Source organism: Prauserella sp. PE36 (assembly GCF_003311655.1).
Classification (GTDB): Bacteria; Actinomycetota; Actinomycetes; order Mycobacteriales; family Pseudonocardiaceae; genus Prauserella_A; species Prauserella_A endophytica.
In genome coordinates this window covers 243,236-269,254 of sequence record NZ_QEQT01000110.1, presented here as the reverse complement: position 1 = coordinate 269,254, position 26,019 = coordinate 243,236, and the positions used below count along the sequence as shown (strand labels likewise).

22 protein-coding genes are annotated in these 26,019 nt (G+C 71.1%); 11 read left to right on the top strand and 11 right to left on the bottom strand.

The genetic code is table 11. The annotated features are described in order from the left end of the window. Nucleotides 1-4: 4 nt before the first annotated feature. The 7 genes from DI005_RS36545 to DI005_RS36520 all read left to right on the top strand — a co-directional run bounded on the left by DI005_RS36545 (nucleotide 5) and on the right by DI005_RS36520 (nucleotide 6,573). On the top strand, nucleotides 5-1,693 hold the full coding sequence (locus tag DI005_RS36545) for a class I adenylate-forming enzyme family protein (RefSeq protein WP_113645052.1): 1,689 nt from the start codon (nucleotides 5-7) through the stop codon (nucleotides 1,691-1,693). Next, the gene (locus tag DI005_RS36540; RefSeq protein ID WP_112276496.1) at nucleotides 1,690-2,562 is read left to right on the top strand and encodes an SDR family NAD(P)-dependent oxidoreductase; all 873 of its coding nucleotides are present in this window, start codon (nucleotides 1,690-1,692) and stop codon (nucleotides 2,560-2,562) included. The genes DI005_RS36545 and DI005_RS36540 overlap by 4 nt, the downstream gene beginning before the upstream one ends. After that, a complete protein-coding gene (locus DI005_RS36535) occupies nucleotides 2,562-3,020 on the top strand; it encodes a MaoC family dehydratase (protein ID WP_112276498.1) in 459 nt (152 codons plus the stop codon). Before DI005_RS36540 ends, DI005_RS36535 begins: the two co-directional genes overlap by 1 nt. Before the next feature lie 202 nt (nucleotides 3,021-3,222). Further along, complete coding sequence (locus tag DI005_RS38410) at nucleotides 3,223-3,657, top strand: hypothetical protein (RefSeq protein WP_158303212.1); 435 nt, start codon at nucleotides 3,223-3,225, stop codon at nucleotides 3,655-3,657. Then, nucleotides 3,654-4,469 (top strand): alpha/beta fold hydrolase, encoded by an 816-nt coding sequence (locus DI005_RS36530; RefSeq protein ID WP_158303211.1) that lies wholly within the window; start codon nucleotides 3,654-3,656, stop codon nucleotides 4,467-4,469. The genes DI005_RS38410 and DI005_RS36530 overlap by 4 nt, the downstream gene beginning before the upstream one ends. Nucleotides 4,470-4,704: 235 nt before the next feature. Next, a complete protein-coding gene (locus tag DI005_RS36525) occupies nucleotides 4,705-5,541 on the top strand; it encodes a (2Fe-2S)-binding protein (protein WP_112276502.1) in 837 nt (278 codons plus the stop codon). 33 nt (nucleotides 5,542-5,574) lie between these two features. Further along, nucleotides 5,575-6,573, top strand: a complete 999-nt coding sequence (locus DI005_RS36520) for an ABC transporter substrate-binding protein (protein ID WP_113645051.1) — start codon at nucleotides 5,575-5,577, stop codon at nucleotides 6,571-6,573. A 43-nt stretch (nucleotides 6,574-6,616) separates the two neighbouring features. Here DI005_RS36520 and DI005_RS36515 read toward each other — a convergent pair whose 3' ends face one another. The 3 genes from DI005_RS36515 to DI005_RS36505 all read right to left on the bottom strand — a co-directional run bounded on the left by DI005_RS36515 (nucleotide 6,617) and on the right by DI005_RS36505 (nucleotide 12,037). Next, nucleotides 6,617-7,660: an iron chelate uptake ABC transporter family permease subunit gene (locus DI005_RS36515; protein ID WP_113645050.1), complete on the bottom strand. Its 1,044-nt coding sequence runs from the start codon at nucleotides 7,658-7,660 to the stop codon at nucleotides 6,617-6,619. After that, nucleotides 7,657-8,709, bottom strand: coding sequence for an iron ABC transporter permease (locus tag DI005_RS36510; RefSeq protein ID WP_112276507.1), 1,053 nt, complete (start codon nucleotides 8,707-8,709; stop codon nucleotides 7,657-7,659). Before DI005_RS36510 ends, DI005_RS36515 begins: the two co-directional genes overlap by 4 nt. Before the next feature lie 214 nt (nucleotides 8,710-8,923). Then, nucleotides 8,924-12,037: a BTAD domain-containing putative transcriptional regulator gene (locus tag DI005_RS36505; RefSeq protein ID WP_113645049.1), complete on the bottom strand. Its 3,114-nt coding sequence runs from the start codon at nucleotides 12,035-12,037 to the stop codon at nucleotides 8,924-8,926. 109 nt (nucleotides 12,038-12,146) lie between these two features. Here DI005_RS36505 and DI005_RS36500 point away from each other — a divergent pair, with 109 nt between their 5' ends. After that, the gene (locus DI005_RS36500) at nucleotides 12,147-13,373 is read left to right on the top strand and encodes a cytochrome P450 (protein WP_113645048.1); all 1,227 of its coding nucleotides are present in this window, start codon (nucleotides 12,147-12,149) and stop codon (nucleotides 13,371-13,373) included. A 13-nt stretch (nucleotides 13,374-13,386) separates the two neighbouring features. On the opposite strand, the gene DI005_RS36495 is transcribed toward DI005_RS36500, so the two are convergent. From DI005_RS36495 to DI005_RS36485, 3 genes are read right to left on the bottom strand one after another with little or no spacing between them, the layout of a single operon-like run. Next, entirely contained in the window at nucleotides 13,387-15,588 is a 2,202-nt protein-coding gene (locus tag DI005_RS36495) for a xanthine dehydrogenase family protein molybdopterin-binding subunit (RefSeq protein WP_113645047.1), read from the bottom strand. After that, nucleotides 15,585-16,577, bottom strand: coding sequence for a xanthine dehydrogenase family protein subunit M (locus tag DI005_RS36490; protein WP_113645046.1), 993 nt, complete (start codon nucleotides 16,575-16,577; stop codon nucleotides 15,585-15,587). The genes DI005_RS36495 and DI005_RS36490 overlap by 4 nt, the downstream gene beginning before the upstream one ends. Then, the gene (locus DI005_RS36485) at nucleotides 16,574-17,056 is read right to left on the bottom strand and encodes a 2Fe-2S iron-sulfur cluster-binding protein (protein ID WP_113645045.1); all 483 of its coding nucleotides are present in this window, start codon (nucleotides 17,054-17,056) and stop codon (nucleotides 16,574-16,576) included. Before DI005_RS36485 ends, DI005_RS36490 begins: the two co-directional genes overlap by 4 nt. A 103-nt stretch (nucleotides 17,057-17,159) precedes the next feature. Here DI005_RS36485 and DI005_RS36480 point away from each other — a divergent pair, with 103 nt between their 5' ends. Beyond that, nucleotides 17,160-17,801 (top strand): TetR family transcriptional regulator, encoded by a 642-nt coding sequence (locus tag DI005_RS36480; protein WP_112276513.1) that lies wholly within the window; start codon nucleotides 17,160-17,162, stop codon nucleotides 17,799-17,801. A gap of 4 nt (nucleotides 17,802-17,805) precedes the next feature. Here the strand turns inward: DI005_RS36480 and DI005_RS36475 are convergent, their stop codons facing one another. Genes DI005_RS36475 through DI005_RS36465 form a run of 3 tightly spaced genes read right to left on the bottom strand, consistent with a single transcriptional unit; the run spans nucleotide 17,806 to nucleotide 22,535 of the window. Next, complete coding sequence (locus DI005_RS36475; protein WP_113645044.1) at nucleotides 17,806-19,647, bottom strand: serine/threonine-protein kinase; 1,842 nt, start codon at nucleotides 19,645-19,647, stop codon at nucleotides 17,806-17,808. Next, nucleotides 19,644-21,494: a serine/threonine-protein kinase gene (locus DI005_RS36470; RefSeq protein WP_113645043.1), complete on the bottom strand. Its 1,851-nt coding sequence runs from the start codon at nucleotides 21,492-21,494 to the stop codon at nucleotides 19,644-19,646. Before DI005_RS36470 ends, DI005_RS36475 begins: the two co-directional genes overlap by 4 nt. A 12-nt stretch (nucleotides 21,495-21,506) precedes the next feature. After that, a complete protein-coding gene (locus tag DI005_RS36465) occupies nucleotides 21,507-22,535 on the bottom strand; it encodes a tryptophan--tRNA ligase (RefSeq protein WP_113645042.1) in 1,029 nt (342 codons plus the stop codon). Nucleotides 22,536-22,726: 191 nt separating this feature from the next. Between DI005_RS36465 and DI005_RS36460 the strand changes: the two genes are divergently transcribed. Both DI005_RS36460 and DI005_RS36455 read left to right on the top strand, forming a co-directional pair. Further along, complete coding sequence (locus tag DI005_RS36460) at nucleotides 22,727-24,136, top strand: pyridoxal-dependent decarboxylase (RefSeq protein ID WP_112276553.1); 1,410 nt, start codon at nucleotides 22,727-22,729, stop codon at nucleotides 24,134-24,136. Between the two features lie 54 nt (nucleotides 24,137-24,190). Beyond that, on the top strand, nucleotides 24,191-24,610 hold the full coding sequence (locus DI005_RS36455) for an SRPBCC domain-containing protein (RefSeq protein ID WP_112276517.1): 420 nt from the start codon (nucleotides 24,191-24,193) through the stop codon (nucleotides 24,608-24,610). Here the strand turns inward: DI005_RS36455 and DI005_RS36450 are convergent. Both DI005_RS36450 and DI005_RS36445 read right to left on the bottom strand, forming a co-directional pair. Continuing rightward, a complete protein-coding gene (locus DI005_RS36450; protein ID WP_112276518.1) occupies nucleotides 24,585-25,154 on the bottom strand; it encodes a TetR/AcrR family transcriptional regulator in 570 nt (189 codons plus the stop codon). The genes DI005_RS36455 and DI005_RS36450 overlap by 26 nt on opposite strands. Then, nucleotides 25,121-25,936, bottom strand: coding sequence for an SGNH/GDSL hydrolase family protein (locus DI005_RS36445; protein WP_112276519.1), 816 nt, complete (start codon nucleotides 25,934-25,936; stop codon nucleotides 25,121-25,123). Before DI005_RS36445 ends, DI005_RS36450 begins: the two co-directional genes overlap by 34 nt. Nucleotides 25,937-26,019 lie beyond the last annotated feature (83 nt).

Genomic DNA, 26,019 nt, shown 5'->3' with positions numbered 1-26,019 from the left:
AAAGATGACGCAGGCACTGCCCGGCTCCCACCCCGGGCTCACGGCCCGCCGGGCGGCAATCGAGTCGCGGTACCCGCACTGGCAGCCTCGAGCACTGCACGAGCACCTCGACGCACTGCTGCCCGACTACGGCGAGCGCCCGTACATCGTCACCGACGAGCTCGAGCTCACCTATGCGGACGTCGCGGAACTCTCGCGCCGTTACGCGGAGGGGTTGCGGCGTCTGGGGGTCCGGCCTGGTGACCGTGTCGGCATCCTCCTCGCGAACTACCCGGAACTTCCGGCGCTCAAGTACGCGCTCTCGCGGCTGGGCGCCGTGGCGGTTGGATTCAACTTCCAGCTCCGCTCTGACGAGCTCGCCTACGTACTCGGACACTCTGGCTGCTCTGTGCTGATCACCATGTCCAGCCATGACGGCATCGACTACCTCCAGACGCTCGAGGCCATCGAACCCGGCTGGCGAACGGGAGCGCGGAACAAGCTCACGTCGTTGCGAGAGGTGGTCGTGCTGCCGTGCGGAGACGACCACGTGGAGGGGTCGCGGCTGTTCGACGAGGTCGCCGCGAGCGACCCGATGGACGAGTCGGTCGCCGTCGACCCCTTTGGGCCCTCGGACATCCTCTACACCTCGGGCACCACTGGAGTCCCGAAGGCGGTTGTCCTCAGCCATGACAGCCTCCTCCGGAACTCCTTCGCATCGGCACTCTCGCGCGGGTTCGACGATGGGTGGCGCGTCCTGTTCTCGCTTCCGCTCTACCACGTGTTCGGCTACGCCGAAGGTCTGCTCGCCACGACATGGGTCGGCGGGGCCGTCATGCCGCGCCTCCGCTTCTCGGCGACCGACTACCTGCGGGGCGTGGAGCGTCACCGCGCGAACGACATCCTCTGCGTGCCGACGATGACGATCGCGATCCTTGAAGAACCCGACATCGCGACCTACGACCTCGACTCGCTGCGAGCGATGTTCTCCGCCGCGGCGCCATCCCCGGAATGGGTCTGGACGGCTGCGGCGGAGCGGCTCGGGCTGAGCGAGATGGTCACCGGGTATGGCATGACCGAGCTGTGCGGAGCCATCGTCGTGACGCTGCCCGAGGACCCCATTGGGCAGCTGACCGAGGTGGTCGGCCGGATGAAGTTCGGGGGCCCCGCGGGGCTCGACAGCGCGTCAGGGGGCGTGTGCGAGTTCCGGGTGGTCGACCAGGAATCCGGCGAAGAGCTGGGACCCGGCCAGTCGGGCGAGCTCACCTGGCGTGGTCCGGTGGTGACCATGGGGTTCTGGGACGGCACAGCCGTGATACCGGTCTCCGAGGACGGCTGGCTCCGATCCGGAGACCTGGGCTACGTCGACGAGCGGGGCTACTTCCGGCTCACCGGCCGCAGCAAGGACGTCTACAAGAGCGGCGGTGAGCTCGTGCTGCCGGTCGAGGTAGAGACGTTCATCGGACGGATCGAAGGCGTCGCGCAGTGCTACGTCGTGGGGGTGCCCGACGAGCGGTGGGGCGAGGTGGGTTGGGCCTACGTCGTTCCCTCACCAGGGCACACGCTGAACGCCGAGGACATCATCGCGGCCTGCAAAGCGTCACTCGCACGATTCAAGGTGCCCAAGGAGGTCGTGATCATCGACGCCGAGGCGCTCCCGAAGACGGCGACCGGGAAGGTCCAGAAGTTCAGGCTGACCGAGGTGATCTCATGACCAACCACGAGGTCGCCGTCGTCACGGGCGCCGGAAGCGGGATCGGTCTGGCCACGGCTCAGCGATTTCTCGCGTGCGGATGGTCCGTGGTGGCAGCGGACCTGAACGCACAGGCGCTCCGTGCCCTGGAGGACGGCCATGCCGCGGATTCGCAGAGCGCCGACTCGCTCCGAACCGTCGTCGTCGATGTCGCCGACGAGCAAGCCGTGCGAAGCGCGGTCGCGATCGCCGTGACGGAGTTCGGCGCGCTGGGCGCGATGGTCAACAACGCTGGTGTCGGCGGGGCCTTCGGGCCGATCACCGAGATCGAAGCAGAGGACTGGGAATACACCTTCCGGGTGCTCTCGACGGGGGTCTTCTTCGGTGTCAAGCACGCCGCCGCCGCGATGGTGGAGAGCCGGCAAGGCGGCTCGATCATCAACATCGCCTCCACGGCCGGACTGGCCGGGGGCATCAGCCCGCAGGCGTACTCCTCGGCCAAGGCCGCGGTGATCTCGCTCAGCCGCACGGCAGCCGTCGAACTGGCGGCGCACCGCATCCGAGTCAACGCCGTGTGCCCCGGCGTCATCGGCACGCCCCTCGTGCACCGAGGGCACTTGGACTCCTTCGAGGAAAAGCTCGCCAGTGTCCAGCCCTGGCCGGAGTCCGGACGGCCGGAGGACGTGGCCGGCGCCATCGCCTTCCTGGCCTCGGACGACTCGAGATTCATCACCGGACAATCGATCGTGGTCGACGGCGGCCTGCTTGCCAGCGGTCCCGGACAGGCATTCATGCAGACGCTCGGACTCGACGCCGGCGCCGCAGGCATGGTCGGAGTGAACCGGGGTTCCACGGGCCAGGGTTCGGTCGTCCGGCGCAAGGACCGTTGATGGCTCAGCGCGTGTTCGCAACCCTTGCCGAGCTGTCAGGTTCCATCGGCCTGGTGGTCGGTCCGACAGCCTGGGTCCCGATCGACCAGAGCCTGATCAACCGCTTCGCCGATGACACCGGCGACCACAACTGGGTCCACGTGGACCCCGAACGCGCCACCGCCGCGGGCTACGAGTCGACCATCGCCCACGGGTTCCTTACCCTCTCCCTCATCGGCGCCTTCAGCCCGGAGCTCATCGCGATCGAGGAGTGCCCTACCACGATCAACTACGGACTCGACCGCGTGCGGTTCCCGGCACCGTGTCCACGTGACTCACGCGTGCGGGCCACGGCGGAGATCCTCAGGGTCGAGGAAGTGCGCGGAGGGGGTCAGCTGACCCTCCGATACGTGATCGAGCGCGAGGGTTCCGACAAGCCGGTGTGCGTGGCCGACCAACTGTCCAGGAGGCTGCGGTGAACCTGGCGGTCGACGAATGGTCGACATCCCGCTCGGACCGGTTGTGTGCCGCGGTGCAGACCCGCTCGGGGTCCGTATCGGGCCAGGTCAGCTACGTCGCCGGCGGACCGCGGACCTGATTGGGGAATCAAGGCGGGCTGTTGCCCAGGTCACAAATTTAATCTATTATTGATTCATTTCTAGGAGGAGGAAAGGGAACGGCATGGTGCAGTTCGATGATCCCGCGTTCGCCGAGTCGCTGGTGCGGCGACTCGACTCGAACGCTCGGTTCGCGAGAGAGACGAGGTGGTTCGACGGCTCCATCCTCTTGGAGTCCGACGGTGCCCGACTCTGGCTGAAGGTGTATCGCGGCAAGGTCATTGACCACCTGCCGTTCCAGCCGCCGCTCGGCTACACCTTCAAGCTCGGCGGGCCCGGTGCCGCATGGGCGTCGCTGCTGTCCGGCGAGCGGCGTTACGCAGATCTCGTGACGCCCGGCGTGCGGCACTTCGAGGGCGATCCGAACCTGGAGCGCCTGGGAGAGATGACCTCGGAACTGGGACTGGAGGGCAATCTCATGGAGGCCAGCCGTCTCACCGAGGCGGTTCACACGCTTGTCGAAGTCATCCTCGAGGTCGGACGGGAGGGTCGCGCATGACGTCGACCTGGAAGGACATCGTTGGGCGCTACATCGAGGTCGACGGTACGCCGACGTACTACGACGAGATCGGCGTCGGCGGCCGTCCGATCATCTGTGTCCACACGGCGGGGGCCAACGCGCTGGAGTATCGCTACCTGCTGCCGCTGCTGGCGGAGGCAGGGTTCCACGCGATCGCTCTCGATCTGCCTGGACGAGCCCGGACCTACGCCTGGCGTGGCGAGGTGACGACCACGATCCATCGGCACGCCGAGTTCGTTCGGCTGTTCAAGCGGGAGCTTTTCGGGGAGTCCAAGGTGGTGGTCACCGGGACCTCCATCGGTGGCGATGTCACGATCGACCTCGCCGTCAGCTATCCGGAGGACTTCAGTGCGGCCATCGCATTCGAGGGCGCTGCCCGGACGCCTACCTTCCCCGATCCAGGCGAGTACATGCAGCCGAGCTGGAACCCGGGGTGGCAGGACACGATGGAGCGGATCTCCGGGGCGGCGTTGAACGCCAAGTGCCCGCCGGAGAAGGAGGAGGAACTCCGGTGGATGCACCGGAACGCGCAGGTGAGCGCGGTTGGCGATCTGCAGGGGTGGGCCAATCATGACGTCCGCGACCAGCTGTCCAACGCCACCATCCCGGTGCTGGTGGCAGCCGGCGTCGAGGACTTCTGGCTGCCGGAGGAACTTGTCGACGAGACCGTTGCCGGCCTGCCAGACGCCGAGAAACTCATGATCGACGGCATCGGTCACTACCCGATGTTCGAGGCACCTGAGTTGATCTGCTCGATCATCGTGGACTTCGTGGAACGCAAGGTCAACTGATGCAGGCGACTCTGTGGGGGAGGAGCACTTCGACGCACCTTCCTCACAGGGTGCCTGTCACAGCGCGCCGAACAGGCCCAACGATGAGACCTGAGCGGAGTTCGTGAGTCGCGGTGGTTCGTACGCTTCAGCGTCAGGTCCACTCCACTCGCGGCGGGTTGTTCCACGGCCCGGCCCCATGGGTAGTCGACGAGTGAGGTCGACCTTTTCGTCCTAGTTTGTGTAGGCTTACCTAATGCAGGTGAGGCACCGCGGTCCGCTGGCCCCCGTCGTCCAGGCGTGCGCCGAGTTGACGTTCGCGCCGCTTCCCGTGCTGCTCGACGAGCCGCCCGCCGACACCCCCGGCACTCACTGGTGGCGACTGGACCGGCTTGTCGGCGAAGACCAGATCGGCCCCGCCTTCGACGCCTTCCGCGAGCTGCGCGGCCCACGGCAGATCAGCGCGGCCGCCGTGCATTTCCTCAAGAGCTTCGGCCGGGAGCTGATCTTCCTCGCCGCGGCGGGCACCTACCTCGCAGGCCGGTCCGCTGAACTCCGCCCCGACGTGGTCTGGCTGCCCGCCGACGAGCGAAACCTGCTCGGCGAGGTGCACGTGGTCCGCCCGCGCGTGGCCGTGCTCGACGGCCACCCCACCGAGCCGGGGACCGTTCCCGTCCGCGACGAGAACGAGCTCGACGAGTGGACGAGCGTGCTGCTGATCGACTTGTTCGGGCCGGTGATCGACGCACTCAGTGCGCACACCCGGGTCGGGCGCCGCACGCTGTGGGGATACGTCGTGGACATGCTCAACTTCTACATGCTGAACCCGGCGCGCAGGCTCGGCAACGACCTGGACCAGGCATGGAGGAGAAGCGAACGGCTCACCACCGCGTTGCTCGCCGCGGGCGCCCCGATCCGGAAAGGGCCGCGGCTGTTCTGGTTCCAGCCCGATCGGCCGCAGGGCGCCTGGGCGGTGCGCGGCACCTGCTGCTTCGACTTCCGCGCAGACCCTGAGCACGGCTACTGCATCACGTGCCCGCTGGAAGACGACACCGTACGCCAGACCAAGTTCGCCGAGGCCTTCGGCGACTGAGCCCTTGCCGCATCCCGCCCACGGAGGACAGCTGTGGAACGACCCCCTTCCCTGCTGGGAAGACGCACGGTTCTGACCGGCCTCGGCGCCGGACTGGCCACGCTGGGACTGAGCGCGTGCGGCCCGCGCGACACGTCGGGAGGACAGTCCACAACGGACACCAAACCGGTGAAGCACCCGTACGGAAAGGCCGACGTGCCACTTTCCCCGCGGCGGGTGATCGCACTCGACCCCGGCCAGGCGCTGCAGGTGGCACTGGAGCACGGTGTCCCGCTGGTGGCCTCGGCCACGCTCGACGCCGACCCGCCGGTGCCCGGCTACCTTCCCCGCGGGACCGGGGAGTTCGAGCACCTCGGGTTCGGCCAGGTCGACGTGGAGCGGCTGGTCGGGTTCGGCGCCGACCTCATCGTCGGCAACACCGCGTCGCTGCAGGACAACTACGCCGCGCTTGCCGGACTGGCGAGCACCGTCGCCTACGCCAACACCCGGGATGCCGTGGAATGGCACGAGTCCGCGCTCACCGTCGCCGAGGTCTACGGCGTTCGAGAAGCGCAGCAGCGGAAGCTGGACGAGTACCGGACCCGCGCCGAGCGGTTCCGGGCCACGCACGGGAACCTGCTTGCTGGCAAGAAGGTCGCACTGCTGCGGTTCACCACCGACGAGCTGCGGATCGTCACCGACTCGATCATCTTCCCGTCGCGGATCCTCACAGACGCCGGGGTCCGCCGCACTGAGTCCAGCACGCCGGAGCAACCTGAGGACACCTACACCAGCCTCTCGCCGGAACAGGTGAGCCGCCTCGCGGACGCCGACGTGCTCATCCACTTCAGCGGCGGCGGGGCGTTCGAGGGCGGTCAGGTGTCCAGCACGTTCCGCAGGTACACCGAGGGCGAGCTGTGGCAGCGGCTGCCCTCTGTGCGGGCTGGCAAGGTGTTCGAGGTGCCGAGGGTGTCCTGGTGGGACGGTGCGTCCGCGTCCGCGGCGGGCGCACTGCTCGACGACCTGGAGCGGCTGGTCCCCCAGTTCGCGTGAGGAGCAGGTGGGCGGCCGGATCGCCGGCCGCCCGCCACCGGGTTCATCCGCTCAGGACGGACCCGCGGCTCCAGCGCCGGCCGAGCAGGGTCGCAAGGTACACGCCGCCGAGCACGCCGGTCGCGACGCCCACGGGCAGCTCCCCGGTGGGGAACACCTGCTGTGCGGCCACATCGGAGCCGAGCAGCAGCACAGCGCCGACCAGCCCGGACCCCACCACGCTCGGGCCGCCGGGTCGCAGCAGCCGCCGCGCGAGGTGCGGAGCCGCCAGCGCGACGAACGCGACCGGGCCCGCCGCCGCGGTCGCCGCTCCCGCGAGGCCCACGGCCACCACGAACAGCTGGAGCCGCGTCCTTCCTACCGGGACGCCGAGTCCGGTGCTGAGCTCGTCGCCCAGTTCGAGCAACGTGAGCCTGCGCAACAGCAGCACCGACGCGGGCACGAGCACGGTCACGGCGATGGTGGCGATGGTGACGTGGTCCCAGCTGCGGTCGAGCAGGCTCCCGGTGAGCCACACCGCGGCCCGGAACGCGTCGTCGACCTCGGCCGAGATCAGCAGGTAGCGATTCAGCGAAAGCAGCAGCGCGCCGACGCCGATCCCGACCAGCACGAGCCGTTGTCCCGGCACGCCCCTGCGATAGGCCACCAGGTACACGACCGCCGCGGTGACGAACGCGCCGGTGAGCGCGCTCAGTGCGACCGCGAGCGCGCCGCCGCCGATCAGCAGGATCTGCAGCAATGCCCCGGTCGCGGCGCCACCAGCGAACCCGAGCACGTCGGGGCTGCCGAGCGGGTTGCGGGAAAGGCTCTGCAGGATCGCCCCGCTCACCCCCAGCGCGGCGCCGACCAGCAGGGCGGTGACCACTCTCGGCAGCCGCACCGTCCAGAAGACATAGTCCACTCCGGACGGACCGGGGTCGCCGGCGAGCATCCCGAGCGCTTCGCCGAGCGAGACGGGCAGCTTCCCGACCGTCAGCGCGTAGCCCGTCAGCGCCAGCAGCAGGAGCGCGAGCAAACCGGTCACCACGGCGGGCCGGGAAGAGTAGCGCGCCGAGAATCCCGGCACCCGCACGGTTCTCGTGCTCATGCGGCCGCCCGCCTGCGCCGGACCAGCACGACGAAGAACGGCGCGCCGACGATCGCGGTCAGGATCGACACGCGCAGCTCGCCGGAGGGCAGCACCACGCGTCCCGCCACGTCGGCGAGCAACACCATGACCGCGCCCAGCACGCCCGCGTACGGCAGCACCCAACGCTGGTCCGGTCCGGTCACCGCGCGCGCCAGATGCGGGGCGGCCAGCCCGACGAAACCGATCGGGCCCGCCACGGCCGTGGCAAGGCCGGCCAGCACCAGCACCGAGAAGCCGACCAGCAGCCGAGTCCGCGGCAGCCCCACGCCGAGCGCCGTGCCGAGCTCGTCGCCCAGCGCGATCGCGTTGAGCCGCGGTCCCAGCGACAGCGCGACGAGCACGCCGACGAGCAGGAAGGGCAGCAGCTGACCGACCACGGCCAGCTCCGGTTTCGCGATGTCGCCGACGATCCAGAACCGGTACTCGTCGAACGCCTTCGGGTCGAGGAAGACCATCGCCTCGGCCGCGGAGACCAGCGCCGCGCCGATCGCGGTCCCGGCGAGCGCGAGCCGCACCGGTGTGCCGCTGTCGTTGCCCCGGCCGCCGATGAGATAGACCAGCGTGGTGCTGAGGGTGGCGCCGAGGAAAGCGAACCAAACGTAGCCGGTGAAGTCCCCGATTCCAAGGCCGACGATGGCGACCAGCACTCCGAACGCGGCGCCCGCGTTGATGCCGAGCACGCCGGGGTCCGCGATCGGGTTGCGGGTCAGCGACTGCATCAGCGCCCCAGCGAGCCCGAGCGCGATCCCCACGCAAATGCCCACCGCGGTGCGCGGCATCCGGAGGTCGTGCACGATGATGGCCGGCTCGCTGCGGTCGTCGGCGAACAGCACCCTCAGCACCTCGCCGATCGCCACCGGCTCCGAGCCGGTCAGCAGGCTCAGCACCGCGCAGCACAACAGCAGCGCGACCGCCGCCAGCAGCCCGGTAGCCAGGTGGGCGGGCCGTGCCCGTGCCCGCGCGCCTTCCGCCTCCTCGACGTCTGGACCCCCACTCCCAACCCTCACCCCTGAAGGTTAGGGCACCCTCGCAAGCGACCCGAGACGATCGTCTTCGTTCCAGGGAAAGGCGTGGCGGCGCGAACCCGGCGGCCCGAACACTGGCCCTCGTCCACACCGGGCCTCGTGGCCCGGACCGACGCGGGCACCAGAAGAAGGGCTGGTCAGCGACGACCACCTCAGCGACGTTGGTTCGCTGGAGGAGTGCTGAACCTGATCCCGTTCACCACGTGAGTGTGCTGGCGGCGAGCTCCCGCCAGTTCGCCCGCGTCCCGTCCCGCGTGGCCTCGGTGAACCGCGTGTCGCCGAGGCCACGCCGCGCGGCTCGCTCGATGCGGGCCGCGTCCGGGTGGCAGCGATCCGGCAGGCCGCGCACGCTCGTGCTCGCCGCGAGCAGCCTCGCCGCCTGCTCGTGTTCTTCGTGGCGCAGCGCGAGGTCCGCGATCCCGACGAGCGTCTGCGCGATCAACGGGGCATACCCGACCTGGGACGCCGCCGCGAATGCAGCGGCCCGGTGTTCGCGGGCCTCGCCGGGATCCTCGGCGAGATAGCCGAGGAGGTCGTGTGCCGCCGCGCGGACCTGTGCCCGCTCGGCGTGGTCGCCTAGCAGGGCCATCGCGACGTCGAGCTGCCGCCTCGCCTGCCCGGCATCGCCGCTCCAGCGCGCGAGCTCCGCTTTGGACAGTGCCAGCTCGGCCAGCGCCTCCGGCCAGGAAAGGCGCTGCGCGCAGCGCTGTGCCTCGGCCATCGCGGCGGCGCTCGCCTCCTCGTCGCCCGAAAGCCAGTACAGCTGCGCCTGCCGAGACCGCATCGGTGCGATGTCCTCGACAGCGCCGACCTCGGTGACCACCGCGATCGCCTGTTCGTAGTGCTCGCACGCCGCCGTGAGCTCGCCGCGCAGGGCGATCCGGGGTGCCAGCTCGGTCAGCGCGAACGAGATGCCCCACCGGTCGCCGATGGCACGGAACTCGGTGAGCGCCGTCTCGAGGTCGGTGTCCGCCTCCCGCGCGTCGTGACCCAGCGCGATCTTCATCTTGCCGAGGTGCAGCCGCGCGAGCGCGCGCACCCAGGGATCCTCGTCGCCCAGCAACGGTTCCCACGCCGACTGGTACGCGCCCGGCTCCCGCAGCAGGTGCTCCAGTGCGGCGACACACCGCAGCGCGGGGTGATGGTCCTGGACGGGCCTGCCGATGCGGTACGCCCGCCGGATCCACTCGGCCGCCTCGGTCTGGTCGCTCCTGCCGGAGGTCACGAACATCGTGACGAACGCGTACACCGTGGCCCGGATCTCGTCGCCCACCTCGCCGGGCACTGCGGTCGCCGCCATGATCAGCTCGTTGCCCTCGGCCTTGTGCCCGCCGAGCCACCAGTACCAGCCCGCGGCCGCCGCGAGCCGCATCGCCCCGCCCGCGTCGGAGGCCGCGAGCGCACCGCGCAGCGCGGCACCGATGTTGTCGTGCTCGGTCTCGAGCACGGCGAGCCAGCCCAGCTGCCCGGCGCGGCGAAGGTGTGGCTCAGCGGTCTCGGCGAGTTCGGTGAAGTACGCCAGATGCGCGCGGCGTGCCCGGTGCGCGTCGCCCGCCTCCGCGAGCTTCCGTGCGGCGTACTCCCTGATCGTGCCGAGCATCCGGTACCGGGGTGCTCCGTCGTCCCCGGCCACCACGAGCGACTTCTCGGTCAGCGCCGTGAGCAGTTCGAGCACCTGCTCCCGCCCGGCCACGTCGCCGGCGCACACCCGCTCGGCCGCCTCCAGACTCGCCCCGCCGGCGAACACCGAGAGCCTGCGCAGCACCGTCCGTTCGACGTCGGTGAGCAGTTCCCAGCTCCAGTCGATCACCGCGCGCAGCGTCCGGTGCCGGGGCAGCGCGGTGCGGCTGCCGCCGGTCAGCAGGCGGAACCGGTCGTCGAGCCTGCCCGCGAGCTGGTCGAGGGACATGGTGCGCAACCTGGCCGCGGCCAGCTCGATCGCCAGCGGCATGCCGTCCAGCGCGCGGCACACGCGCGCCAGGCTCGCCGACGTGCCTGCGCCGGTCGCGAGGTCCTTGCGTACCGCGCCCGCCCGGTCCCGCAGCAGCCGGACGGCCGGAGACGACTCGATCTCGGCGGGATCGGCGTCCTCGGCGGGCAGGTCCAGCGGCGCGACCGGCCACAGCGCCTCACCGGTGATGCCGAGCGGTTCCCTGCTCGTGGCGAGGATCCGCAGGCGCGGGCACTCGCCGAGCACCCGGTGGGCGAACGCCGCGGCCGACTCGATCACGTGCTCGCAGTTGTCCAGGATCAGCAGCATCGCCCGCTCGCGGACTGCGGCCACCACCCGGTCCGCCGGCTCCGTCTCCGGTGCCTCGCCGATCAGCGTGTCCCGCAGGCCGAGCGCGGCGAGCGTCGCTCGCGCCACGTCCTCGGTGCCGACGGCCGCGAGCTCCACCAGCCACGCCCCGTCCGGCAGTTCCCCGGCCAGGGTGCGCGCGGTTTCCGTGGCCAGCCTGGTTTTTCCGGAACCGCCCGGACCCGTCAGGGTGGTGAGCCGGTGCTCGGCGACGAGTTCGCGGACCGTAGCGATCTCGGTCTCCTTGCCGACGAAGGTGGTCAGCTCGGCGCGCACGTTGGTCCTGCGGCTCTCGTCCGGGCTGCCCAGCTCGCCCCGCAGCAGCGCGACGTGCAACGCGGACAGCTCGGCGGACGGGTCGACGCCCAGCGCGCTGGCGAGGGCCTCCCTCGTGTGCTCGTACACGAGCAGCGCCTCCGAGCCGCGGCCGGCCGCGGCGAGGGCACGCATCAACGCGGCGGCGAGCCGTTCCCGCAACGGATGCGCGGCCACGAGGTCGGTGAGCTCCGCGACGTCGCCGGCGGCGGGCTCCGCGTCGAACCGGTCCTCCAGCGCGGTCAGGCGCAGCGCCTCCAGCCGGGTGACCGCCGCGTCGAACGCAGCACTGTCCTGCAGGCCGACGTCCTGCATGGCCGCACCACGCCACAACGCGAGTGCCTCGCGCAGCCGCCGGGGATCATCGCCATCGCGGGCCTCGCCGACCAGGCGTTCGAACCGCACGGCGTCGACGCCGTCGGGCTCCACCACCAGCCGGTAACCGTTCGGGTGCCCCTCGACCGACCCTTCCGGCAGCACCTTGCGCAGCCGGGAGACCAGGCGTTGCAGGGCGTTCGCCGCGTCGGCCGGCGGACGCTCACCCCAGATCCAGTCAATCAGTGTCGCCTTCGGCACCACACGGCCCGGATCGAGCGCCAGCGCGATCAACAGTCCGCGCAACCGGGCGCCCGGCACGTCGGCCGGGGCGCCGTCGTCCGCGCGAACCTCGAACGACCCGAGCACCCCGATCCGCACCCGGTCGATTCTGCCAGGCCGGGCGGCCGGACCGTGTCAGAGCCGTGTCAGCCCCATGTCAGCCCGGTCGGCGACCGTGGCCTTCACACCCGCCACGAAAGGACTTCCGATGAGCCAGACGTCCGCCATCCCGTACGGCCTTCCCACGGAGCGCGACGCCGGACCCTTCGCCCCGCCGAGCGAGCTCACGCGGCTGCGCGCGGTGCGCCCGGTGAGCCCGCTGCTCTTCCCCGACGGGCACGAGGGCTGGCTCGTCACCGGCTACGAGGCGGTCCGGCAGCTCATGGCCGACACCCGGTTCAGCTCCCGGCTGGACATCGGCGTCCTCCACGTGCCCTACGGGACCTCCGACATGCCCGTCGCCACCGAACCGTCACCGCAGATCCCGGGCATGTTCATCGCGATGGACCCGCCGGACCACAGCCGCCTGCGGCGCAGGCTCACCGGCGCCTTCACCGTCAAGCGGATGAGGACGCTGGAAGAGCACATCGCCGACATCGTCGAGCGGCAGCTGGACCATCTGGCGCGCCTGGCGCCGCCTGCGGACCTGGTGAAGGAGCTCGCGCTGCCCGTGCCCTCGCTGGTGATCTGCGAGCTGCTCGGTGTGCCCTACGCGGACCGGGAGACGTTCCAGGTCAACTCCGCGAAGTTCCTGGTGAGAGACCAGTCGATCGAGGAGAAGATGGCCGCCTACGGCGCGATGATGGGGTACCTGGCCGAACTGGTCACCCGCAAGCGCGCCGAGCCCGGCGAGGACATCCTGTCCGACCTGGCCCGCCACGACGACCTCACCATCGAGGAGCTGACCGGGGCCGCGTTCCTGCTGCTGCTCGCCGGTCACGAGACCACGGCCAACATGCTGTCGCTGGGCACCTTCGCACTGCTGGAGCACCCCGAGCAGCTCGCCGAGCTGCGCGCGAACCCGGAGCTCTTGCCCGGCGCCGTCGAGGAGCTCATGCGCTACCTGTCGGTCGCCGACATCTTCTACCGCTACGCCACGGAGGACATCGAGCTCTGCGGGGAGACCATCGGCAAGGGATCGACCGTCGTGATCTCCTTGCTGGCCGCCAACCACGACCCCGCGCGCTTCGAGAACCCCGGTACGTTGGACATCCGCCGCACGGCGCGCGGCCACCTCTCCTTCGGTCACGGCGTGCACCAGTGCCTCGGCCAGCAGCTGGCCCGTATCGAGATGCGCGCCGGTTTCGGCGGACTGCTGCGCCGCTTCCCGACGCTGCGGCTCGCCGTCCCGGCCGGCGAGGTGAAGCTCAGGACCGACATGAACATCTACGGCGTCCACGAGCTTCCGGTCACCTGGACCGCCCCGGCCGGCTGACCGGCGGAATGGATCACAAGAGCTTGTCCAGCGTGATGGGCAACTCGCGGATCCGCCTGCCGGTGGCGTGATGGATGGCGTTCGCGATCGCGGCCGCGGCTCCCGTGATGCCGACCTCGCCAACGCCGATGAGACCGAGCGGCATCGTCGGATCCGGCTCATCGAGGTAGGCGACGTCGATCGGCGGGACGTCGGCGTGCACCGGCACGTGGTACTCGCCGAGGCCCGGGTTCATGATGCGGCCCGTGCGCGGGTCGACGAGCGTCTCCTCGGACAGCGCCATGCCGATCCCCATCACGATGCCGCCCCGGAGCTGGCTCACCGCGGTCTTCGCGTTGATCACCCGCCCGACGTCGAAGGCCGCGGTCCATCGCGACACCCGCGTCTCGCCGGTGTCGGGGTCGACGCGGACCTCGCAGAACTGCGCCCCGCTCGCGGCCTTCATCCAGCGCCGCTGGTCCCGGATCAGCTTCGAAAGGAACCGCACCTGTCCGGTGAGCCTGCCGATGCGGGTGTCCGAGCCGACGGAGACCTCCAGCGACGGCACGCCCGCGCGGGCCAGCGCGGCGGCGGGATCGTCACCCGGCCGCCCCAGCCTTGCCAGCTTCCTCCGCAGCTTCTCGCACGCCGTCAGCACGCTGCTCGCCACGCTCGCCGTCTGCATCGACCCGCCGGCGGCGGGGCTCAACGGCAGCGAGGAGTCGCCGTACTCCACGCGCACCGACTCCACCGGCACGCCGAGCGCGTCGGCGGCGATCTGCGCCTGCGCTGTCGCGCCCCCCATGCCCATCTCCTGGAACCCGCAGCGCACCAGCACGCTGCCGTCGACCGAGAGCCGCACCGTGACGTTGGCCAGGAACTGCCACGCGGGGTGAAACGCCGTGGCCACGCCCATGCCGACGAGCCAGCGGCCGTCGCGCATCGAACCCGGCTCCGGGGTCCGGTCGGCCCAGCCGAACCGTTCGGCTCCGAGCCGGTACGCCTCGCGCAGCTTCCGGTTGGCGAACCGCCTGCCGTCGATCGGGTTGCGCTCCGGCTCGTTGCGCATCCGCAGCTCGATGGGGTCCATGCCCAGCTCGTACGCCAGCTCGTCGATCGAAGCCTCCAGCGCGAACGTGCCGATCGAGTCGCCGGGTGCGCGCATGGCCGTGTTGGAGATCAGGTCCAGCTCCACCACGTTCTGCCGCACCAGGATGTTCTCGGCGTCGTACAGGTGCTTCGACTGCGAGGTGACCTGTTCCGGGTTGCCGCCGACGCGCCCGGTGCGCGTCACGCTGGTGTGGACGAGCGCGGTGAGCGTGCCGTCGGTGCGCGCGCCGAGCGCCACCCGCTGCGTCGATGGCGTGCGCCCGCCGACCGTGCGGTACACGTCTTCCCTGGTCAGCAGCAGCCGTACCGGCCTTCCGGTCGCGCGTGCGGCCATGACGGTGAGAATGGTTCCCGGCCAGATGTTGGCCTTACCGCCGAATCCGCCGCCGACGAACGGTGCGAGCACGCGCACACCCTCCACCGGGACGTCGAACCGCAGCGCGAGGTGCGAGCGCAGCCAGTCGATGCTCTGCGTTCCATCGTGGACGGTCAGCCGGTCGCCGTCCCACACCGCCGTCGTCGCGTGCGGCTCGATCGCGTTGTGGTGGTGCGGCGGCGTGGTGAACCGCGCCTCGATCCTGACGGGCGCCTTGGCCAACGCGGCCTCGGCGTCGCCCTTCTTCGCCGACCCCGACATCAGCAGGTTGCCCTTCTGCGGTTCGGCGTTCGGCTCCTCGGCTTTGAAGTCCACTGTGGACGCGAAGGTGGTGTAGGAGACCTCGACGAGTGCCGCGGCCTCGCGTGCCGCCGTGAGCGTTTCCGCTACGACGACCGCCACCGGTTGCCCGTCCCAGTGCACCTCGTCGGTGTTGAGGTAGCTGACCGACGTGCCGGACGCCATCGTGCTGAGGTCCAGCGGGTTGAACCTGCGCGGTGGTTTCAGCGCCGGTGCGTTGTGGTGCGTGAGCACGGTGATCACGCCGGGGATCGCGGCCGCCTCGGTGGTGTCGATCGCGGTGATCCGGCCGCGGCTGACCGTGGCGTGCACGAGCGCCGCGTGCGCGAGCCCGGGGTAGGGGTACTCGGCGGCGAATCGGGCCGCGCCGGTGGTCTTGGCGGTGCCGTCGACGCGGTCGACCGGCTTGCCGACACTCGGCTCGTGTGTTCTCGGCAGGGTCTGGGTCACGCCGCGCTCCCATCGCTGAGCAGGTCGCGCAGGGTCGCCACGATCGTGCGCCGCGCGAGCTCGATCTTGAAGGTGTTGCCGTCCTGGCCGGTCGCGGCGGCGAGCTCGGCCTCGGCGGCCGTGCGGAAGGCCTTCTCGGTCGCGGGTGCGCCGAGCAGCACGCGCTCCGCCTCGACCGCCCGCCACGGCTTGGGTGCGACGCCGCCGAGCGCCAGCCGCACCGCGGTCACCGTGCCGTCGCCGACGTCCAGCGCGGCGGCCACGGAGACCAGCGCGAACGCGTACGACGCGCGGTCGCGCACCTTGCGGTAGCGCGACCGCTCCGTGACCGGTGCCGGGAGTTCGACGGCCGTGATCAGCTCGTCCGGCGCGAGAGCGGTCTCCACATGCGGCGTCGAGCCGGGCAGCCGGTGGAACTCGCTCAGCGGGAGGCGCCGGGTGCCGCGCGTGCTCTCCACCTCGACCTCCGCGTCGAGCGCCGCCAGCGCCACGCACAGGTCCGACGGGTGGGTGGCGATGCAGTGCTCGCTGACGCCGAGCACGCCGTGGTTGCGGGTGAAGCCGCCGATCGCGGCGCAGCCGCTGCCGGGCTCGCGTTTGTTGCAGGCCGACGCGCCGTCGTAGAAGTAGAGACAGCGGGTGCGTTGCAGCAGGTTGCCCCCGACGGTCGCCATGTTCCGCAGCTGCGCCGAGGCCCCGCACAGGATCGCCTGCGACAGCACGGGATAGCGCGTGCGGATCAGCGGATGGGCGGCGAGCGCGCTGTTGCGCACGAGCGCGCCGATCCGCACGCCGCCGCCGGGCAGCTCCTCGACCTCCGTGAGCGGCAGCCTGCTGATGTCCACGACCACGTCGGGCCGCTCGATGTTCTCGCGCATCAGGTCGACGAGGTTCGTCCCGCCGCCAAGGAACTTCGCGTTCGGCTCGCCCGCGACGGCCCGCAGCGCGGTCCCGACGTCGGGCGCGCTGACGTAGGAGAAGGTCCTCATCGCGCGACCTCCTGGATGGCCTCCACGATGCCGTTGTAGGCGCCGCAGCGGCACACGTTCCCGCTCATCCGCTCCCGGATCTCCGCCGCCGACAGTTCCCCTCCGGACGCCTGCTCGGTGACGGCGCTCGGCATGCCGTCCTTGTGCTCGGCGAGCATCCCGACGGCCGAGCAGATCTGGCCGGACGTGCAGTACCCGCACTGAAAGCCGTCGTGCCGCACGAAGGCACCCTGTAGCGGATGGTCGAGCCCTTCGATGGTGGTGATCTCCCTGCCCTCGTACTGCACGGCCAGCGCGAGGCAGGAGTTGATCCGCTCGCCGTCGGCGAGCACCGTGCAGGCGCCGCAGGCGCCCTGGTCGCAGCCCTTCTTGGTGCCGGTGAGGCCGAGGTGCTCGCGCAGAGCGTCGAGCAGGCTGACCTGTGGCTGGATGTCGAGCGGTTCGTCCGCCCCGTTCACGCGCAAGCGCACCTCGACCACGTCGATCCCCTTTGTTAGGTCCGGTAGGGCCAAATTAACAGAACAGTGTTTCGTTAACAAGAGTACGGTGTTCTGTTAAGTCGGGACCTATACTGGACCGGATATGGCTGAGTCGACGTTCGTGCGGGCCAGGAGGCCGGAGCACAAGCAACAGCGGCGCGACGCCATCCTCGCGGCGGCCCGAGAACTGGCCACCGAGTCCGGGGTGCGCAACGTGAGCCTCGGCAGCGTGGCCGCGGCGGTCGGGCTCGCGAAGTCCAACGTCGTCCGCTACTTCGGCACGCGCGAGGAGATCTACCTCGAACTCGCGATCGAATGCTGGCGCGAGTGGACCGACGAGGTCACCCGGCGGCTGCGCGACGGCGCCGACGTCATCGACACCCTCGCCGAGACGCTCGCCGACCGCCCACTGTTCTGCGACCTCCTCGGCCACACGTCCACCACCCTGGAGCACAACGCGTCCGTGCCGGCCGTCGCCGAGTTCAAGCGCGGCGTGCTGGGCGTCGTCGCCGCACTGGGCTCGGTCGTGGCGGCACGGTTGGAGCTGACCGAGCAGGAGGGCGTCGAGGTCGTCGGGCTGGCCACCGTCCTCGCGAGCATGCTCTACCCGGCCGCCAACCCGCCCCCGGTGCTCGTCGAGGTCTACGCACAGAACCCGGACCTCGCCGCCGCGTGCCTGCCGTTCACGCCCACGTTGAAGCGCGGGATCGCGGCTCTCGCGGCCGGCCTGCCCGCGCTCCGCTGACCCGTCAGGAGTCGCTCAGCCCCTCGATCGCGGCCTCCGCGAAGGCCTGCGTCTTCGCGCACACCTGGCCCGCGACGTTCGCGTGGTAGGCGATGCGCACATCCTCGGTGCGGTCGGTGTCGAGCCTGCGGTGAGTCCACGTGAGCGAACACGATTCCGGGCTGACCTCGTAGACGTAGGCGCGCACCCCGGCGAGATCGACGGGCCGGTAGCCCTCGTCGGGAGGGGCCCGCGGCGCTCCCGGGCTGACGGTCAGGGTCAGTGAGCCGCCCGCCGTCCACTCACATTCGTGGAGGCGGGTGAGCGAGGTGCCCGTCACGGTGCCGAGCACCTCGCGCGCCGCCGTATCGTCCACAAGGGAGCATGGGTCGAGGGTGATGGCGCTGTGGCCGGGAAGATCCCATGCGCCGGCGCGATCCCGCAGCTGCTGTACCGCCGTCGCCAGCACGGCTCGCGTGCGCCCGCAGGCATCGCCCGAGGGATCCGAGTCCTCGGTGCGGAGCCCGAGTCCCGGCTCGCCCGGCAGCTGGATGGTGGCCTCGCAGCCGCCCGTGAGATCGGTCAGCAACACTGGGAGTCCCGCGATGCCGGCGCCCCTCTCGGCGCCCGCCGCCTGCACCGGCTCGCCGATGACCAGCTTGACCGTGTCACCCTCCGACGTCTCGTACGCGCAGCGGTTGAGGTGGATCGGGTTCTCTTCGGCGGTCAGCGTGCCCTCGCCCCGCACCTGCGCGCCGTCGAGCAACGCGCACGGGTCGGTGCCGCGCAGCCGGTCCACGCTCAACGCCTGCTCCACCGGCAGCCGCGTCGCCCGCGGTGTGACGGGCTCCTGCTCGTCACCGCCGATGTTCACGGCGACGACCACACCCACGCCGACCACGGCCGCCGCACCGAGTGCCGCGGCGGCCCAGGCCAGGCGGCGGCGCCGCGGTGCGGGCGGGGGCAACGGCGGCAGCGGAGCCGGCCACGACAGCACCGCCCTCACCTCGGACTCCTGCCGTGCGATCAGCTGGCCCACGGCGAACGGCCACGGCGAGGCGGCGGGGCTGACCGGGCCGAGGAAGTCGAGGATCTGCTCCGGCGCCGGGCGCCGCGCCGGGTCCTTGGCGAGACACGCCTCGGCGAGCGATCGGATCTCGGGTGGCACGGCGGAAAGATCCGGGTCCGCGTGCACGACGTTGTAGAGCGTCTGCGGCGCTGTCTCGCCCGTGAACGGGCTCCGCCCCGTGGCGGCCATGACGAGCAGGGCACCGAGGGAGAACACGTCGCTCGCCGGGGTCAGGTGCGCGCTCTCGGCCTGCTCCGGCGACATGAACGAGGGGGAGCCGATCACCGCGCCCGTGCTGGTGAGGTCGGAGCCCTCCACGGCCCGCGCGATGCCGAAGTCGATCACCCGGGGGCCGTCGGAGGTGAGCAGCACGTTGCTGGGCTTGAGATCCCGGTGGATCAGTCCGGCGCGGTGGATGTCGGCGAGCGCCGCGGCGAGCCCGGCGGCCAGGTACTTCAGCGAGTCGACGGGCAGCGGTCCCGCGGCGTCGACCGCCTCCCGCAGTGACGGTCCGGCGACGTAGACCGAGGCGAGCCAGGGCGCCTCGGCCGAGGGGTCGGCGTCCATGACGGCGGCGGTGTAGGCCCCGGACACGCGGCGGGAGACGTCCACCTCGTGTGCGAACCGGTCGCGGAATCCGGGGTCGTGCGCGAACTCCGGGTGCACCTGTTTCACGGCTGCGAGGCGCCCGTCCGGGGCGACGGCCAGCAGCACCCTGCCCATGCCCCCCTCGCCGACGGCGGCGATCGGCCGGTACCGCCCGATCGGCCCGGCCTCGTCCGGTCGCAGCGGTCTCACGGTTGCGGCAACCTCGGCATGATCCGTTCCGCGAGCCGCCGGGTCTGCCCGCACACATCGGCCACGTCGGCGCCGCTCGCCGTCGCGCGGTAGAGCACGCGGACCACCTCCGTGAAGCCCTCCTCGACGCGCACGTGTGCCCAGCTCACCCCGCACGCCGGGCTACCCGCGTCGGGGAACTCCTGCTGGTACACCGTGCGCTCGCCGAGTTCCACCGGTGACTCGTCCTGCCCGCCTCTGCCGGGGGAGACGGCTCGCTCGAGGGTGACCTCGACGGTGCCGCCGACGTCCCACCGGCACTCGTGCAGGCCGTCCGGCTCCGTTCCGACGACCACGCCGAACAGGTCGCCCAGCTCGGCGTCGTCGGTCAGCGCGCAGGGATCGACGGTGGCGAGCGTGCCTCTCGCGTCCTGCCAGCCGGCTCCGCCCTCGCGCAGCGCGCCGATCGCCTCGGTGAGGGTCGCCCGTGCGGTGCCGCAAGGGTCCGGGTCGATCGTGTCGCCGACGCCCGGTGACGTGGTGACGCTGATGCCGTGCGTCTCCTGGCCGGGGATCAGCGCGATCGCCGTGCACCGGCCCTCTCCACCGGCAGGTCCGACGCTCGCGGGCAGCCGGGCGATCTCGTCGGTGACCACGGCCTCGGTGGGAACGCGGTCGCCGAGCTGCAGATCCAGCCACCGCCCGTCGGGCGCCTCGTAGGTGCAGCTGAAGAAGTGCACGTCGATCTTCGGCGTGAGGTCGCCGCCGAGGACTCGGCACGGGTCGACGGACCGAAGTCCCGCCGCACTGAGCGGGGCGGGTGGTCCGGTGCTCGTGGGGCTCGGGGCGCCCTGTGCGACTGGTACCGCGGTGCCGGGCGAGGACTTCGTGACGTCGAGCAGCGTTCCGGCGAGCACTCCACCGACCACGAGCACCACGGCGGCGAGCACGGCGAGCACCGGAGACCGTCGTCGTGCCGATGGCTCGACCAGGGCTGCCCTCGCCTCCGCCTCCTGCGCCCGGATCAGCTCGTGCACCGGGGACGGCCACGGCTGGGCGCTCGGCGCCACGGGGCCGAGCCGGTCGAGCAGCTGCGCCGGTGTCGGCCGGTCGGCGGGGTCCTTGGCAAGGCACGGCTCCACCAGAGCGCGCACCTCCGCCGGCACGGCGGTCAGGTCCGGCTCGGTGTGCACGACGTTGTAGAGCGTCTGCGGCGCCGACGTTCCCGCGAAGGGGCTCTGTCCGGTCGCCGCCATGACCAGCAGCGCGCCCAGCGAGAACACGTCGCTCGCCGGCGTGAGCGGGCCGCCCTCCGCCTGCTCGGGGGACATGAAGCCGGGCGAGCCGATCACCGAGCCGCTGCGCGTCAGCTCGGAGTCGCCCTCGACCGCCCGCGCGATGCCGAAGTCGATCACGCGCGGACCGTCGGCGGTGAGCAGTACGTTGCTGGGCTTGAGATCCCGGTGCACCAGACCGGCGCGGTGGATGTCGGCGAGCGCCGAAGCCAGCCCTGCGGCGAGGTACCGCAGCGAGACAGGCGGCAGCGGTCCCGCGGCGTCGACCGCCTCGCGCAGCGACGGCCCCGCGACGTAGACCGACGCGAGCCACGGGGCGTGTGCCGTGGGATCGGCGTCCATGACCGCGGCCGTGTAGGCGCCCGAGACGAGCCGTGACGCCTCCACCTCACGCGCGAACCGGTGCCGGAAGTCCTTGTCGTGCGCGAACCCGGGGTGGATCTGCTTGACGGCCGCGAGGCGCCCGTCCGGCGCGACCGCGAGCAGCACCCGGCCCATCCCACCGGCGCCGAGCGAGGCCAGCAGACGGTACCGGCCGACGTGCGCGGGCTCGCCGGGGCTCAGTGGCCGCACGTCACGCCGGGATCACTTGCCGACGCCGATGGCCTTGCGTACCGAGCCGAGCACTCGGCCCGCCCGTTCGCGGGCCTTCTCCGCGCCCTCGGCGAGCATGGTGTCGAGCTCGCTGCCCGGCTCCATCAGCGCGTCGTAGCGCTCGCGCAGCGGGCCGAGCTCGGTGTTGAGCACCTCGAACAGCACGTTCTTCAGCTCGCCCCAGCCCATGCCGCCCGCCTCGAGACGCTTGCGCGTGTCGGCGACGACGTCGGCGGCCGATGGCGGAGCGAACTGCTCCAGGATCTGGAACACCGACGAGCTGTCGGGGTCCTTCGGGTCCTCCACCGGCGTGCTGTCCGTTGGGATGCGCCGCACCAGCTTCTTGAGCTTGTTCTCCGGCAGGAACAGCGGGATCGTGTTGTCGTAGGACTTGCTCATCTTGCGGCCGTCGAGACCGGGCAGCGTGTGCCCTGTGCCGGCGTCGGGGATGATCGCCTTCGGCACCTTGAACGAGTACGACTTGCCGTACAGGTGGTTGAAGCTGCCCGCGATGTCGGCGGCGTACTCGACGTGCTGCACCTGGTCCTTGCCCACCGGCACCACGTCGGACTCCATGATCAGGATGTCCACCGCCATGAGGATGGGGTAGTTGTACAGGCCCATGTTCACGCCGGCGTCGGGCTCCTCGCCCGCCTCGACGTTGCGGTCGCGCGCGGCCTTGTATGCGTGGGCCCTGTTCATCAGGCCCTTGCCGGTCACGCAGGAGAGCACCCAGTTGAGCTCGTAGATCTCGGGGACGTCGGACTGGACGTAGAACGTCGTCCGCTTGGGGTCGAGGCCCGCGGCCACCCAGGTCGCGGCGACCGAGCGCGAGTAGTGCCGGAGCAGCTCGGGATCGCGCACCGTCGTGAGCGCGTGGTAGTCGGCGATGAAGTAGACCGAGTCGTACTGCTCAGCCAGCTGCAGCGCCGGGCGGATCGCACCGATCAGGTTGCCCAGATGGGGCTCGCCGGTCGGCTTGATGCCGGTCAAGGAGACCTTGGCTACGGGCTGTGACATGCGGGCCATCCTACTGACCAGCGGGTGGGCCGACGGCGTCAGGTGAGCCCGGGCGGCCGCAGTGAAGGCCACCCTCACTGCGTCCGCCCGTCTCCCGCCACCACTCAAACCGAGGCGCTCTGCGCCGCTGTGTCCGATCAACGCAGCAAGGTGGCCTTCACTGCGGCTAGCCTCCAGACATGGCCGGGCACATGACTCCCGAGGAGTTCCGCGAACACGGCAAGCGGGTGGTCGACTGGGTCGCCGACTACCTGGCGTCGATCGAGTCGAGGCCCGTGCGCTCGCAGGCCAAGCCCGGTGACGTCCGCTCCGCGCTGCCCGCGCACCCGCCCGAGGAGGGCGAGCCGTTCGAGCACGTGCTCGCCGACCTGGACCGCGCGGTCCTGCCCGGCGTCACGCACTGGCAGCACCCGAGCTTCTTCGCCTACTTCCCGGCCAACGCCAGCGGTCCCGCGATCCTCGGCGACCTGCTGTCGTCGGGGCTCGGCGTGCAGGGGATGGTGTGGGCGACGAGCCCGGCCTGCACGGAGCTGGAGTCGCTCGTGGTCGACTGGCTCGCCGAGCTGCTCGCGCTCCCTGAGCGGTTCCGCACCGGCTCCGCGGGCGGCGGCGTCATCCAGGACACCGCGTCGAGCGCGAGCCTCGTCGCCCTGCTGGCCGCGCTGCGGCGCGCGGGTGGCGAGGGGCGCCGGCGCACCGTGTACGTGTCGTCGCAAACCCATTCGTCGCTGGAGAAGGCGGGCCGCATCGCCGGGCTCGGCGCGGAGAACGTGCGCGCGGTGAACGTCGACGAGCACACGCTCGCCATGGACCCGGCCCACCTGGACGAGCTGATCGCCGCCGACCTCGCCGGTGGCGCCGTGCCCGCGCTGGTGTGCGCGACGATCGGCACCACGTCCACCACGGCGATCGACCCGGTGCGCCGCATCGGCGAGGTGTGCCGGGCGCACGGGGTGTGGCTGCACGTTGACGCCGCCTACGCCGGGGTGTCGGCGATCTGCCCTGAGCTGCGCTGGATCAACGACGGCGTCGCCGAGTACGCGGACTCCTACGTGACCAACCCGCACAAGTGGCTGCTGACCAACTTCGACTGCTCCGTGCTCTGGCTGGCCGACCGCGCGCCGATGATCGAGGCGCTGTCGATCCTGCCCGAGTACCTGCGCAACGCCGCGAGCGCGTCGGGCGAGGTGATCGACTACCGGGACTGGCAGATCCCGCTGGGGCGGCGTTTCCGCGCGCTCAAGCTGTGGTCGGTGATCCGCTGGTACGGCGCGCGGGGGCTGCGCGAGCACATTCGCAAGGGCATCGCGCTGGCCGACGAGTTCGCCGGGCTGGTCGCCGCCGACGACCGGTTCGAGCTGCGGGCGGACCATCCGTTCGGGCTCGTCTGCTTCCGCCCGCGGTGGCCGGGGCTGTCCGCGGACGACGCCAACGCGGCGACGATGGCGCTGCTGGAACGGCTCAACGACTCGGGCGAGCTGTACCTGAGCCACACGAAGGCGAACGGGGACGTGTTGCTGCGCATGGCGATCGGCGCCCCCGCGACGGAACGCGAGCACGTGCTCAGCGCGTGGTCGGTGATCCAGCGCGAGGCGGGCTGACCGGTTTTGTCGGCGGTCGTCGGCAGAATGCCCCTGACGACGAAGGGGGACATCATGGTTGTCGGTCAGACCAAGGACGCGGGGTTCCAGATCGGGGTGTCGAAGACGGTGCCCCATCCGGTCGAGACGGTGTGGGCGTACCTCACCAGCCCGGAGGGGATCGCGGCCTGGCTCGGCGCAGGTGCCGAGCTCGGCACGGAGAAGGGCGACGGCTACATCACGGCCGAGGGAACCACGGGCGAGCTGCGCAGCTTTCACGCCAACGACCGGGTGCGGCTCACGTGGCGACCGCGCGACTGGGATCACGACACCACCGTGCAGGTCGCCGTCAGTGACGCGGGCGGCCGGACGGTGCTGCGGTTCCACCAGGAATGGCTCGCCGACGGCGACGAGCGCCTCCGCCAGCGGGAGCACTGGCGCGAGGTGCTGGACCGGGTGGTCGCCGGACTCAGCCGAGGTAGGTCTCCAGGGTGACGGCCAGCGCGGCGTCCACCTCTCCCGCGCCGAGCGTCTCGCCGAGCCCGCCCCACAGCCACAGCTCGGCGAGTCCGTGCAGCGCGGCCCACAGCGACGCCGCGAGCAGCCGCGCGTCCGTGCCGGCGCGCCAGCCCGCGGCCTGGGTCTCGCCGACGAGCGCGCTGAAGTCCTCGAACACCGCGCTGTTGGTGCTCGACAGCTCGGGCTCCGCGGAGTCGATGAGGTCGTGGCGGAACATCAGCTCGAACATCGCCGGGTTGGCGAGTGCGAACTCGATGTAGGAGCGGCACATCGCGAGCAACCGCTCCCTCGGCGAGGCGTCCGGGATGTGCTCGCCGCGCTGGCGTAGCTCGGCGAAACCGGTGGTCGCGACGGCGGAGAGCAGCGCGGTGCGGCCGGTGAAGTGCCGCAGCGGTGCGCCATGCGACACACCGGCCTCCCGCGCGATCCGGCGGAGGGTGACGGCTTCCACACCCTCCTCGGCGAGCAGCGCGGTGGCGCTCGCGATCAGGCGTTGCCTGGGATCGGGTTCCGTGTCCATGTCCCCAGCTCGTCGGTGAGCGGCAGCAGCTCGGGACGTTTCGGCACGAAGCCGTCGCCGGAGGAGCGGCCAGTGAGGTAGTTGAGCACGCGCGTCCTCGCGGACGGCAGCACCGAGCCCCACACCCACCTGGCGTGCGCGAGGAGGTTCGGCGCGGCGGGGTCGCCGGGCAGCGGGGCCAGCCAGCTCAGGTCGAACGGCACGCCGAGCTTCTCGAGCATGTGCGCGGCGACCCTGCGGTGGCCGAGCTCGCCGAGGTGCAGCCGGTCGGGCCCGAAGTAGCGCAGGTCATGTGCGGCCTCGTCGGGCCACAGATCGACGAGCACCGCGCCGTAGTCGTCGGCGGCGGCGCGGACGGCGTCGTTGAACGCCTCGATGCGGTGGCGCATCCGGCGCACGATGGGCATGCGGGAGGAGATGTCGCTGAGCGTGAACACCACGACGGTGGGAGCGGCGTCGGTGAGCAGGCGCACGGCCGCCCTGGCCCGCCGCGCGACGACCTCGGAGCTGAACGACCGCGAGATCATCAGGTCGTTGCCGCCGCCGAACAGGGCCACGATGTCCGGGCGCAGGTCGATGGCGGTGGGGATCTGCTCGACGACGATCTGGTCGAGACGCCTGCCGCGCACGCCGAGGTTGGCGTAGCGGAAGTCCGGCTCGTCCTGGGCGAACCGGCTGGCGACCAGGTCGGCCCAGCCCCGGTAGTGGGTTCTGCCCGGGTAGGGATCGTCGAGGCCTTCGGTGCAGCTGTCACCGAGCGCGACGAAGCGTTGGTAACCCATTCAACTCTCCGACATGTTCCGTTCAGCTCGTGGACAATGTCTACCAAATCGGGGTAGACGGTGTCTACATCGCCGGGCCGGCG